The organism is Paenibacillus sp. FSL R5-0766 (assembly GCF_037971845.1).
Classification (GTDB): Bacteria; Bacillota; Bacilli; order Paenibacillales; family Paenibacillaceae; genus Paenibacillus.
The window spans coordinates 757568-769725 of sequence record NZ_CP150227.1 but is presented as its reverse complement, the minus strand read 5'-3'; the positions used below and the strand labels follow the sequence as shown (position 1 = coordinate 769725).

12 protein-coding genes and 1 riboswitch are annotated in these 12158 nt (G+C 48.0%); of the genes, 5 read left to right on the top strand and 7 right to left on the bottom strand.

The genetic code is table 11. The features are described from left to right. Positions 1-56: 56 nt before the first annotated feature. The 5 genes from MKY66_RS03590 to MKY66_RS03570 form a co-directional block, all read right to left on the bottom strand. Positions 57-266 (bottom strand): hypothetical protein, encoded by a 210-nt coding sequence (locus tag MKY66_RS03590; protein ID WP_076216726.1) that lies wholly within the window; start codon positions 264-266, stop codon positions 57-59. A gap of 13 nt (positions 267-279) precedes the next feature. Further along, complete coding sequence (locus MKY66_RS03585; protein ID WP_076216725.1) at positions 280-840, bottom strand: VanZ family protein; 561 nt, start codon at positions 838-840, stop codon at positions 280-282. Between the two features lie 28 nt (positions 841-868). Then, complete coding sequence (locus tag MKY66_RS03580; protein WP_076216724.1) at positions 869-1732, bottom strand: M15 family metallopeptidase; 864 nt, start codon at positions 1730-1732, stop codon at positions 869-871. Positions 1733-1830: 98 nt separating this feature from the next. Beyond that, positions 1831-2919, bottom strand: a complete 1089-nt coding sequence (locus tag MKY66_RS03575) for a HAMP domain-containing sensor histidine kinase (protein WP_076216723.1) — start codon at positions 2917-2919, stop codon at positions 1831-1833. Beyond that, positions 2912-3607 (bottom strand): response regulator transcription factor, encoded by a 696-nt coding sequence (locus MKY66_RS03570; protein ID WP_076216722.1) that lies wholly within the window; start codon positions 3605-3607, stop codon positions 2912-2914. Before MKY66_RS03570 ends, MKY66_RS03575 begins: the two co-directional genes overlap by 8 nt. An 84-nt stretch (positions 3608-3691) precedes the next feature. Between MKY66_RS03570 and MKY66_RS03565 the strand changes: the two genes are divergently transcribed. The 4 genes from MKY66_RS03565 to MKY66_RS03550 all read left to right on the top strand — a co-directional run bounded on the left by MKY66_RS03565 (position 3692) and on the right by MKY66_RS03550 (position 7040). Further along, positions 3692-4642 carry a YafY family protein gene (locus MKY66_RS03565; protein ID WP_076216721.1) on the top strand — a complete coding sequence of 317 codons (951 nt, stop codon included), beginning with the start codon at positions 3692-3694 and terminating at the stop codon, positions 4640-4642. A gap of 73 nt (positions 4643-4715) precedes the next feature. Beyond that, positions 4716-5537 (top strand): zinc ribbon domain-containing protein, encoded by an 822-nt coding sequence (locus tag MKY66_RS03560; RefSeq protein ID WP_076216720.1) that lies wholly within the window; start codon positions 4716-4718, stop codon positions 5535-5537. 466 nt (positions 5538-6003) lie between these two features. Further along, positions 6004-6171: a hypothetical protein gene (locus tag MKY66_RS03555; RefSeq protein WP_017690769.1), complete on the top strand. Its 168-nt coding sequence runs from the start codon at positions 6004-6006 to the stop codon at positions 6169-6171. Positions 6172-6353: 182 nt separating this feature from the next. Next, the gene (locus tag MKY66_RS03550; RefSeq protein WP_076216719.1) at positions 6354-7040 is read left to right on the top strand and encodes a hypothetical protein; all 687 of its coding nucleotides are present in this window, start codon (positions 6354-6356) and stop codon (positions 7038-7040) included. 453 nt (positions 7041-7493) lie between these two features. Here the strand turns inward: MKY66_RS03550 and thiC are convergent, their stop codons facing one another. Further along, the gene (gene thiC, locus MKY66_RS03545) at positions 7494-9278 is read right to left on the bottom strand and encodes a phosphomethylpyrimidine synthase ThiC (protein ID WP_143760399.1); all 1785 of its coding nucleotides are present in this window, start codon (positions 9276-9278) and stop codon (positions 7494-7496) included. A gap of 421 nt (positions 9279-9699) precedes the next feature. Further along, positions 9700-9813: riboswitch (TPP riboswitch) on the bottom strand. 148 nt (positions 9814-9961) lie between these two features. Beyond that, the gene (locus tag MKY66_RS03540; RefSeq protein ID WP_076216717.1) at positions 9962-10705 is read right to left on the bottom strand and encodes an IclR family transcriptional regulator; all 744 of its coding nucleotides are present in this window, start codon (positions 10703-10705) and stop codon (positions 9962-9964) included. A 359-nt stretch (positions 10706-11064) separates the two neighbouring features. Between MKY66_RS03540 and MKY66_RS03535 the strand changes: the two genes are divergently transcribed. Then, positions 11065-12090, top strand: a complete 1026-nt coding sequence (locus tag MKY66_RS03535) for an alpha/beta hydrolase (RefSeq protein ID WP_076216716.1) — start codon at positions 11065-11067, stop codon at positions 12088-12090. Positions 12091-12158 lie beyond the last annotated feature (68 nt).

The window sequence follows — 12158 nt, the reverse complement described above, 5'->3', positions numbered from 1 at the left end:
CTTTGTTTTTTATACTCGGGATATATTTAAAAATCATTCCTCAGCCTAACTTCCTTCTAATGCCCAATGTGATGTGAGGCTTGATCTAACAGTTGAATTGTGCCCATGATCAGAAACAGACACGACAGAGCAATTAACGAGCCTCCAACCCATCTAGACATGATCACTCGCTCCGCAATCTGTTTTTCCGAAGCATCCGTTACCTTGTGTGGATAAACGAGAAACATTAGCCCTGCGCTAATGAACAGTACAGCCATTATAATCAAGTTGTTCTCCTCCTTACACGTGACTTTCCTTAGAATTTAACTTTTTCGTCGTCACGCGGGATTCTCCTCCCGACAACACCTTTTTCAGACCCATAGCCATAGTGAAAACAATATATCCAATCAAGCCGCCGAGTGTATTAAGCATCAGATCATCCACATCGAATATCCCCATGCCAGTCAATAATTGTGTCACTTCATAACCCAGACTGAGCAGCAGAGACAGCAAGAGTACCTTTACTCCAGAGAATAACTTGTTGCCCGTCAACAGAGGAATGAAGATGCCCAGCGGGATAAAAGCCAGTATATTGCCTACCAGATGGATTGCGGTGCCCGGACGATGTAACGACAGGCTGTTCCAGTCTCGTGAGATTTCCTGAAATGGTATCAGGTTGACGGTTCGCGTATGGATCAGATCCGGTTGTTGCAATAACGCCATCAGTCGATCCTTCACGAAGCCAAAATCGACCGGGCTTCCTTTGAACAGGATCAGCTTAGTCAGCAGATATAAATAGATAATGAAAATGGCAATCCAAAGGATATAATGTTTGCTTTTCTTCTGGTTGTTGTGCTTCATGTTGTTTTGCCTCCCTTGTGTTGCCCTGTTATTTCTTTACGGTGACGATGACGCCATCCATGTTATCACCCGATATTTCAGTTTGGCCTTGCTCAGGTATGTAAACGGTTGTGTCTCGGGTGGCCCGATAATAACGGATATGATACTGCTCTTCCTCTACTTCCACAGTAATGTTCTCTTTCTCTTTAAGCATATCGAGATACTCTTCCAGCACCAGATTATTCTTATACATGACAGCACTGTGCGGCAGCCCTACATATCGAAAGTGCCATGGTTCATATTGAATACCGGTGATGCGCACTTTATCCTTTGGGTAACGTAAAATAAATCCGTATTTCCATGCATTCTTTTCCAGCCAGGCACCCTCTGGTGCTTCATTCATCGCAGCCAAGCTCGAGCCGATATCCAGCGATAAACCAAGATTATGCTCACTGTGTCCCGCAGGAAGCGCATAGTCTGAACCCTTTTCCCGATATAACTCGTCCTGCTTTTCAAAATCCCTGTACCCGCTGCTGACGAGAAAATATCGGACTCCCTCTTCGCCTGCTGCTTCAACCATCCTCTGAAACTCCTGCGCCACCTGCCGTGATAACATGATTTTCTGATCCAGTATTCCATATCCACGAAGCAGATCATCCTCATGTGCCACATATACAATATCGGATTTAACTCCTTCCGGGTGAACGGGGTATTGCTTATCAACCAGTAACAAATTGCCCTTATGTACCTGATCCTGAATGTTTCCGGTGACGGATACGGTATAACCTGCGGGATTTTCACGCGTATTCTGAATCTCGATGGGTAACTCATCCTTCTGCTGAATCCATCCCGGTGATTGCGTAACGATATATCCGATCACAATAATACATATCAAAAAGCCCCACTTTTTCATGCTTGCTCCTCCTTTTACCTCATACATCAAGGATAGACAACACAAGTTAAAGAAAAAGCAGGGCAATTTTAAAGTTTTTCTTAAATTTGACGTCAACCTTATTGGAAGACGGGCAAACGAACTTCGAACTGCGTCCATACCACATCACTCTGGGCCGAAATTGTACCGTCATGTTGCTCCACAATATTGCGAGCGATAAATAGGCCGAGGCCAGTCCCACCCTCCTGAGGAGTCCGGGCACGATCTCCGGTGTAATACATATCGAAGATATGCGGCAATTCCTCCGGACGAATATGTCCACCATAGTTAATTACCTGAATGATGACCTGTTCTGCATCCCGATATCCATTAATATCTACATACATGCCATCCTTGCCATGCCGTGCAGCGTTAATTAGCAGATTCTCGAACACACGAGCCAGCAGCTCGCCATCACCGGAGACCGTAAGGTCAGTGTCTATTTTTAGTCGGGCGACTAGTTGGTTCTTTTCGAATACAGGATAGAGCTCTTCGTTCATCTGCTTCAGCAGTTCGCTAAGATCCAGCCGTGTCTTGTTTATAGGCAGCATGCCATAGTTCATACGAGTAATTTCGAACAAATCATCAATCAGCTTCTCCAGACGCTGTGATTTGGTGAATGCAATCGACGTAAAGTGCCGCACCTGCTCCTCTGTTAGCTGATCATCCTTCATGAGCAGATCCAAATATCCAAGCACAGACGTCAGCGGTGTTCGCAGGTCATGCGCCAGATTGACAACAAGCTGGTCCTTACTATTTTCAGCAAAATCCCCTCGTTCTACCGCTTCCCTTAACTTCTCACTTGCCAGGTTCACATCCTCCGCAATCGTACCTAACTCGTCCTTCGAGGAGATCTGCACACGGTGCTGAAAGTCTCCATTGGCCAAATGTCTGATCCCTGTAGAAATGTCCTTGAAATACGTCGCGTAAGGCTTGGTAAACCAAAAGAAAAACAGAATGGCCAGTGGGATAAATAAAATCAGAAAGAAATAAATATCTCCGATACTTTTCATAAAATGACGATATTCAGCGAGCTGATCTTCTGCACGGACACCCGAATAATAGGCTTGCATAAGCTTATAAATCCCATAGGTGATTGCGCCAGAGGCAAGCATGCTTAACCCTAACAACATAATCATGGTTGTGCGAAAACTTCTTCGTTTAGTCATTAAACGTGTACCCCACACCCCAGATCGTTTTGATAAACTTGTTCTTGTTCACATCTTCCCCCAGCTTTTTGCGCAGGGTCCGAATGTGGACCATCACGGTATTCCCGCTCTCGTAATAGGCTTCTCCCCAGACCTGTTCAAAAATACTTTCCGCACTGAACACCTGCTTGGGGTGGCTCGCGAGCAGATACAAAATATCGAACTCCTTCGGTGTTAGTTCCACTAGTTTGCCGTAGAGTGTAACGCGATGTTGATCTGGCGTGATGATGAGCCCACCCTTCTCCAGAATGGACCTCTGAACAGGCGCAGACTGGCTGAATTGCAGCGAACGACGCAACTGAGAGTTGACCCGGGCAACAAGCTCCATCGGATTGAACGGTTTGGTCATATAATCGTCCGCGCCCATCACGAGTCCCGTAATTTTGTCCATATCAGACGTTTTGGCACTCAGGAAAATGATCGGTAAATGATGCTGTTCCCTAATTTTACGGGTCACCTCATACCCATCCATGCCAGGCATCATAATGTCCAGAATCGCCAAATCTATCGCTTGGGTCTGAACAGCTTGAACCGCCGCCTTCCCGTCAAAGGCCTTGATGGTGTGATATCCTTCTTTTTGTAGATGTAAAGCAACCAGATCAGCGATCTCAACTTCATCGTCTGCGATCAGAATCGTAATTCGCTTCATTGCTTATTCCACTCCTATGTGTGATGCTGGGCATTATAACATATTTGAGTCCAACAGATAAACCAATGAAAGGAATCCATACATATGAAACTGGAGCGTTTATTAGCCATCGTAGTGCTACTAATCAATCGTGGGCGAGTCCAAGCCAAAGACCTGGCAGATATGTTCGAAGTATCGATCCGGACCATCTATCGGGATATCGATACATTGGGTCAAGCAGGCATCCCGGTGGTGACGTATCAAGGGGCAAGCGGCGGGATTGGTCTGGCAGAGGGTTACCGTCTGGATCGAAACGTATTAACAGACAAGGACCTCGCTTCCATCGTCACTGCACTGCGCAGTGTATCTACTTCCCATGCCAATGCGGCACGTGAGCTTCTGGTCGAAAAACTCAGCAGTATCGTACCTGAATCCAAAAATGACGATTTTCAGGCCAATACCAATCGATTCATCGTGGATTATTCAACCTGGACGCATCCCGAAGCGCTGAAAATCAAGCTTGAACTTATCGAACAGGGTATGGATCAATTACGACCCGTAACCTTTACCTACTGCAGTGCGGAAGGTATCCAGACTCACCGAACTGCCGACCCTCATACCATCGTACTCAAGAAACATTCCTGGTATCTGTATGCTTTTTGCCACGAGCGGAATCAATTTCGCATGTTCAAGCTTGTGCGTATGCAAGATGTCACGCTTGCTAATGAGCACTTCGAGCGTAAAGTCATCAACCCACAGGACAGACCCTGGCAACAGGAATGGAGCCGTCCGGACAATCAGGCCAGGTTAACCTTGAAATTCCATGCTCGCGTCCGTCATATTGCGGAAGAATGGTTTGGGATCGAGAACGTCATGCCTGATGGGACTGGGTATTATATTAGCCAAGTTGCTTTTCCCGAGGATGGCTGGTTATATGGGTTCATTCTCGGCTTCGGTGCAGATGTTGAAGTATTGGAACCTCAGCATATTAGGGATGAAATCTGCCGTATCGCGGAGCAAATTGTACAAAATTATATCTCCCCGACTCAAACCTGACAGACAGCTGTCCAGTTCCTCCCCGTATACTTCAGATATATTCAATCTGTACATATACAAGGAGGAACCAATCATGAACGTCACTGTATGTCAAAGCTGCGGCATGCCGCTCACAACCCCTGCCCAATTCGGAACGGAAGCAGATGGAAGCACAACCCGTGAGTACTGTAGCTATTGTTACAAAGAAGGTCAGTTCGAGCAGCCCGGTATGTCACTCGAAGGCATGACCGAGATGTGCACTGCCATTCTGAAGGACGAGGGCATGGACGAGGAATCCGCTCGTTCGATGCTGCGTAACCAGCTTCCTTTTTTGAAACGTTGGCGCACAAATACAACGGATCAACATGCTCAATCTCTTGTGGAAAACTCTACTACTAGTTCTGCTAACCCTCGTCAGGTAACAACAGATCATTCGTTCTCTGCCCAGCCCGTTCGTTATGTCACGCTCCCAGGCAAACGTCTTGCTGGCGTATCCGCCCGCACAACCAACGCCATTGAGATCAGTGGCAAAGGCTGTATTCAGGGACTCTGGAACAATTATTTTGCCTCAGATCACCTCCCTGCACCCGAAGTTATTCGCTATGGTTGTTACACGGATTACACCGATGGCATAACCGGAGAATACACCATACTGGTAGGGCATGAGGTCAGTCCGAACGAATCATTGCCTGAAGGATTGAATGACATTCTACTCCCTCCTGCAACTTACGCCGTATTCACCTCCAGAAAAGGAGCGATGGCAGAGGTTGTTGGCGAAGCCTGGGGAGCCGTATGGGCATGGGAGAAACAAAGCGATCGTACGTTCACCGGGGATTTTGAATTATATGATGAACGCAGCCTGAATCCCGAAAGTGTACAAGTAGATATATACATCGCTGTTCATCAAAATAGATAAAACCAACACAATGCCACCTCATACAGGATCAAAGTTTCCTCGCATCCTTTTTCATATCACGAAAGCTGCCGGGTTCGCTCGGCAGTCTTTTTGTTATATCCGGAACTACATTACCACCTAAACAACCCGACCATGGTACCAAGTTAGTTAGCATGCTTTGCATCATTTAACCAGACAATATGCCTCATAAGCGGGTACCATTGACTTCCTTAAAATTGGGACTATTCACATAACAACCGATTCGATCCTCCCATATCAAACCTCTCATATCAGGTTCTTTACTCCTGAATTTTCCTAAAACCGTTTACATCTCCTTAAAACCGGGTAAAATCACTACAATCCAATTGGAATTACATTCTAAAGTCATCTATTTCGTCTAACAAGTCACATGTACCTATATGCGCACCTGGCATGGTAACCAGTCGAAATAAATAATTTAAAAAAATGCTTTAAAGGAGGAACCAAGATGATCCGCATGCCTATTCAGCAAATGATCCCGTACCACCACCAATATCCGCGCAACACGGCGACCACTGCTCCTAAAAAGGAGAATGAGAACACTCAAGGTCTATCCTTTCATGAAATTTTACAGCAAAAAATGGCGAAGAAAAACGCTTCTCCTTCCCTTAGATAAAAATGGACACCGGACCGACCCTAGTCGAGTCAGGTTATCAACCGTCTTTCCGCAGCTTGGCGGAAGGGCGGTTATTGGCGTGGAGCCATAAACGACTGTACAGTTCTCAGGCATGTTTCTATAATGGTTTAAATATCTAAAAGATCCATGACATATACGAACTGTTAAAGGGGACTTAGCACATGATCACCATTGGTTGTTTTCACGCTCATTATTCCAACATCGCCTTAATTGAAGAGACGCTTGCTCCTTATGAAGTTGAATTGGTCCATTATGTCGATCCAGGTCTGGATCGTCTTAAACATGACGCTGACTTTAACGAGGTCGTCATTCACAAGAAAGTAGCCCAGACGCTCCAATGGATCGCCGAGTGTCATGCCCATGCCATTCTGGTCACGTGTACTCTGTTTGCGACAGTACTGGAGCAGGAAGCCACACAGGTCCCTGTGCCTGTGATCGGCATAGATGATCCGTTATTGCAGGAGATGCGGCGAGTACCAGGAGATTACATCATCGCATTCACCAACCCGGCAACTATTGAAGGAACGATGGCACGGGTGAATCAGGCATTACAGCAAGAGGATGAGAATGGGCAACTACACGTTGCCAAGACATCTCAGACGGAAGCAGTGTGCATCTCTGGGACATTTGAGTTGATTATGCGTGGAGATCAGCAAGGATATCTCGAAGCGGTACGAGAAGGCTTACATCAGATTGCTGAGCAGTATCCGGATAAAACGGTAGTGGCAGCCCAACTGTCTATGGCTCCCGCTGCTGCACAGGTTACAATAGATCGCGGTATTCCAATCCATAGCCCGCTGGCATTGCTTGCGACGTATTTGGAGAATAATTTGGGCCTGGCTCGATAGTAGTGGCTGGTTTGAAGTGAAATTTTACAATCGCTAAAACATGTGAAAACTACTGTGGTGGGAAATAGGCTTGCCCCCAGTGGGAGGTGATCCTATGAACTTCTCTTTTAACGATGTAATCGTGTTCGCGATGTTAATTATTGCGCTCCTGACATACATTGATCGTAAAAAGAAGTGACCCGCCACAGGTTGACGGCCTGACGGGTCACTTCATCTGAACTTGCTGCACTCGGAGGAATACCCACCGCAAATGCTGTGCAGGAGTAGCCATTGGCCTGGCTACTCTTATTGGTGTTTACTTACATTCATTTTATTAAACATCTGCTAGACAATCAACCATAATGCTGATAAAAAGTATCAGGAAGCTGATCAATAAGATGAAAAAGTCGACATGATAGCAGTATTCTCACCTTCAAACGATGTCAGACTGCCCAGCTTGCGCTGTACCGGCGCCTAGGAGCGTGTCCGATATTCCTCCGCCTTTTCCTGCATCCCGGCAGCTACAGCCTCATTCTCGGACAATCCTTTGTCCGCCGCAAAGGCACGAATGTCCTGCGTGATGCGCATGCTACAGAACTTTGGTCCGCACATGGAGCAGAAGTGAGCTTCTTTGGCTCCTTCTGCTGGCAGCGTCTCATCATGGTAGGACAGCGCACGTTCAGGGTCCAGTGACAGGTTGAACTGGTCACGCCAACGGAACTCGAACCGCGCTTTGGACAATGCGTCATCGCGGCGCTGGGCACGTGGATGTCCCTTCGCCAGATCGGCAGCGTGGGCCGCGATCTTGTAGGCGATGACCCCTTCCCGCACATCATCCTTGTTGGGCAGGCCCAAATGTTCTTTTGGCGTAACATAACAGAGCATCGACGTGCCGAACCAGCCAATCATGGCCGCACCAATGGCGGATGTGATGTGATCGTAACCCGGGGCAATGTCGGTCGTCAGCGGCCCCAGCGTATAGAACGGTGCTTCTTTACATATCTCCATCTGCAAGTCCACATTCTCCTTGATCTTATGCATCGGCACATGCCCAGGACCTTCGATCATCACCTGCACATCATGCTTCCACGCGATCTGCGTCAGTTCCCCGAGCGTAGCCAGTTCCGCCATCTGTGCTTCATCATTCGCGTCGTAGATACTGCCAGGACGAAGTCCATCTCCCAGCGAAAACGCCACATCATACCTTTTCATAATCTCGCAGATTTCTTCAAAATGAGTGTACAAAAAATTCTCCTGATGATGCGCTAGACACCATGCTGCCATAATGGACCCACCGCGAGACACAATGCCTGTCATCCGCTTGGCCGTCATCGGGATATAACGCAGCAGTACACCTGCATGAATCGTAAAGTAGTCCACGCCCTGCTCTGCCTGCTCAATGAGCGTGTCACGGTATAACTCCCAGGTCAGCGCTTCCGCTTCGCCATTCACCTTCTCCAGCGCCTGATACAGCGGCACCGTACCAATCGGCACAGGTGAATTACGGATGATCCATTCCCGGGTGGTATGAATGTTTTTGCCTGTGGACAGATCCATCACCGTATCCGATCCCCAGCGTACCGCCCAGGTCATCTTCTCGACCTCTTCCTCGATGGAAGAGGATACAGCAGAGTTGCCAATGTTGGCATTGATCTTCACATGAAAATGACGACCGATCAACATCGGCTCACTCTCCGGGTGATTGATGTTAGACGGCAGGATGGCCCGTCCACTCGCCAGCTCTTGCCGCACAAATTCCGGTTCCACGCCTTCACGAATGGCGGCAAACTCCATCTCTGCCGTAATGACTCCCTGCCTCGCGTAGTGCATCTGGGTCACACAGCGGCCTGTCTGTGCTCGCAGCGGTTTGCCTCGTAATCCGGGGTACTCTTCAGCGCCGGCTCTCTTCCCTCCGGGTTTCAGTCCGTTATCCTCCGGTTTAACTGTACGGCCTTGGTAAGCTTCGACATCGCCGCGCTCTGTGATCCAACGTGTGCGCAGGGATGGCAGACCTGCACGGATATCCGCATGAAATGCGGGATCGGTCATCGGGCCGCTCGTATCGTAGACACGCAGCGGTTCGTTATGCTCCACCCCTTGGGGAGTATTCGTGTCATGAAGGGCTATTTCACGTTCAGGAACAGCAATGTCTGGCCGTGAGCCCTGAATGTAGACTTTGCGGCTGCCGGGAAAGGGCTGAACCCGTCCGGCCGCCCCTGTTTCTTTTTCCACCTGCTGATCGTTATGTTCCTGTTCCATCGCTTGTTGTCCCGTTTGATTTCTTGTACTCATGTTCACTTGTCTCCTCCTCAGTGTTCGTTCGCTTGTTTGGTTGGTTTCATCATTAGGTCACTTACGTACCTGTCCCAAATCATGCGCAATGCAGAGAAGAAAGAGCGATCCTACACCAGACCAGGGGAGACATTATTTATGTACAGTTCACAACAGACCGAAGGCTGCCGCAGATCATGGATCTATGGTGACTTCCCTCCTCATCCAAGCCCACTTTCGCAGGTTATTGAAAAAGAGGCCCATAGAATCCGCGCTATATCGCCTGTTCCCTGTATATAAAAAAGCCGGTCCCCGAAGGAACCGACTTTTAATGTCCATCACCAATAATGCACCTTTATGAAGCTCCTTAACGGAGCCCTACAAGGGTCACATCATGTGGTGGTTGTGGTCATATCGCCGATTACTTCCCTACGCTGGTATGATCCAGATCAGGTGCAAAGGGTCCGGAATCTCATGCGATTCCGTCTCAGTCCGGACAATTCGGACTCCCCTAGTAACGTTAACAAGTTGCGGCATACACATGCCGCAGTTCATATTCAATGATGCTGGCTCCGCTGGGCCGTCCATAACAGAGTAGCGCAACCGGAACATAAAAACAACCTTTATATTCCAGAACACCAACTCAATTGGAGAATAACCTTACCTCAACATCAGGATAACATGAGCCCCATTTGCGTAGCCGCTTCCTTTAGCACAGGTGCGTATTCATGCAATGTCTCCTGTGAGAGTCGGCTGACAGGCCCTGAGACCGAGAGTGCGGCTGCAATATTGCCTCTGCGATCCATAATCGGTACAGATACCGCGGCAGCTCCCGGCTCACGTTCCTCATAACTCGTCGCATATCCGTTATCCCGGATATCTCCCATCTGCGCCAAATACACCGCCGGATCAATAAACACCGGCCATTCAGGCCCATTCATCAGTTCTTCACGATCCTCATCCGTGGCAAACGCCATCAAAACTTTGCTGGAAGCGCCCACAGACAGCGGCAGTCTAACACCAACGGGAGCAACTCGGCGAATCGCCTGATCACTTTGCACAGCTTGAATCCGTATCCTTTCACTCCCATCACGCAGGTACAGACTCACGGTCTCCCCCAATCGATCTCTCAGTCGCTCCATCGCAGGCAGCAGCAGAATAGCGGGATCATCACTGCGGGACATGTGAGCCGACAATTCCCAGATTCGGATGCCAAGTCTGTACTTCTCTGTTGCTGCATCGCGGATCACGAACCCTCGATCCTCCAGCGTAGCCATCAAACGGTGCACTGTACTTTTGTGCAGGCCAATCTGGCTGGCAATTTCGGTGAGTCCCAGATCACTGCGTGTGGTAAAACATAATAATATATCCAGCGCCCGTTCCACAGCCCGGACGGTTAACTTGCGATCTTCCATGGCATGATGCCCTCCTCATGTTTCATCACATGAAACTTGGTTACATAAATTATATGAGAAACGGTCTCATCTGTAAACCAAAAAGAGCCAAAATCAAAATATGCCAACGTGTAAATTTTTCCTTTTTATAAGACTTAATCCCCTGTAATTTACACACTAAGGTAATGTTACCCATATATCTTAAGAACTATATAACAATTGCGTAACAAATGCCCTCAATCAATTGACTTTGACTATATTGGAACATACGATAAAGATATATTACATTAAGATATCGCTCTGAAGCAGGCTCTGAAATCGACGCAATTCTCTTTTCATGTCGTTGTTATCTTCAACTGAACTTCAAAGGAGGGGCATTCATGTATCCAACATCCCAGAGCGAAGCCCCGCTGCAGACAAAAGTGTCCGATCTGCCCTCTTCCCTATCACCGAGGCTGATTCGGTTCAAACATATTATCGTAGCGTTGCTGCTCTCCGTTGTATTTTTTCTACTGTTTTGTTTTATTGCACTGCATGGTTATATCGCATGGGTATTATCCAATCCTATTGTAGCGCCGGTCTTCTCCAATCCAATGCAGGCCAAGAACATGAAGTACGAAGACATCACGTTCCCGGCAGCAGATGGCAGCCGGACGATGCAGGGATGGTATATACCTGCTGACAACGCTGCAAGCAAAACGATTATTTTCAGTCACGGCTATGGTGCCAATCGTGAAGAAACATGGGTACCCATGTATGACCTGGCCCACTATGCCCATCAACTTGGGTTCAACGTGGTCATGTTCGATTATGGCTTCGCCTCACAGGTGAACAAAGCTGTAGCCACAGGTGGCAAAGCTGAGTCACAGCAATTGCTGGGTGCCATCCAGTTCGCCAAGCAGCGAGGTGCGCAGGAACTGGTTGTCTGGGGTTTCTCCATGGGTGCCGGTACGGCCCTTCAAACTGGACTGATTACCCAGGAAGTGGATGCGATGATTCTGGACAGTACGTTCCTGCTTGAGCCGGATACGCTGTACCACAACATTCATAACCAGATCGATCTCCCGCGTCAGCCTACACTCGAGATCATGAATCTGTTGTTCCCTGTTCTGAATGGTACCGGATTACAACAGATTCCATACCAGGAAGTGAAAAAGGAAGATTATCCGTTCCCGATTTTCTTCATCCATGGCACAGAGGACGAGAAGGCGCCTTATCCAATTGCGGAGCATCTCGCCGCCAACCAGACCAATCCATACTCCGATGAATGGATTGTCCAGGATGCGCATCATGAGTTGATCTTCCGGGAGCATCCAAAGGAATATCTGCGCCGTGTCTCAACTTTCCTGAGTCATGTAACGAAAACAAGCAGTGACGATGTACAGAACACGAATAGTGGAGAATAACCAAATTTCAATCATCCGAATTTTTTCAGAGCCCTCAGGGGCTCTTTTTTTGCACTCATAGGACAACA

Bases quoted from the DNA above. Each gene is read 5' to 3' on its own strand.
- MKY66_RS03585 (WP_076216725.1), bottom strand. From the start codon at position 840: ATGAAGCACAACAACCAGAAGAAAAGCAAACATTATATCCTTTGGATT.
- MKY66_RS03580 (WP_076216724.1), bottom strand. From the start codon at position 1,732: ATGAAAAAGTGGGGCTTTTTGATATGTATTATTGTGATCGGATATATC.
- MKY66_RS03575 (WP_076216723.1), bottom strand. From the start codon at position 2,919: ATGACTAAACGAAGAAGTTTTCGCACAACCATGATTATGTTGTTAGGG.
- MKY66_RS03570 (WP_076216722.1), bottom strand. From the start codon at position 3,607: ATGAAGCGAATTACGATTCTGATCGCAGACGATGAAGTTGAGATCGCT.
- MKY66_RS03565 (WP_076216721.1), top strand. From the start codon at position 3,692: ATGAAACTGGAGCGTTTATTAGCCATCGTAGTGCTACTAATCAATCGT.
- MKY66_RS03560 (WP_076216720.1), top strand. From the start codon at position 4,716: ATGAACGTCACTGTATGTCAAAGCTGCGGCATGCCGCTCACAACCCCT.
- MKY66_RS03555 (WP_017690769.1), top strand. From the start codon at position 6,004: ATGATCCGCATGCCTATTCAGCAAATGATCCCGTACCACCACCAATAT.
- MKY66_RS03550 (WP_076216719.1), top strand. From the start codon at position 6,354: ATGATCACCATTGGTTGTTTTCACGCTCATTATTCCAACATCGCCTTA.
- thiC (WP_143760399.1), bottom strand. From the start codon at position 9,278: ATGGAACAGGAACATAACGATCAGCAGGTGGAAAAAGAAACAGGGGCG.
- MKY66_RS03540 (WP_076216717.1), bottom strand. From the start codon at position 10,705: ATGGAAGATCGCAAGTTAACCGTCCGGGCTGTGGAACGGGCGCTGGAT.
- MKY66_RS03535 (WP_076216716.1), top strand. From the start codon at position 11,065: ATGTATCCAACATCCCAGAGCGAAGCCCCGCTGCAGACAAAAGTGTCC.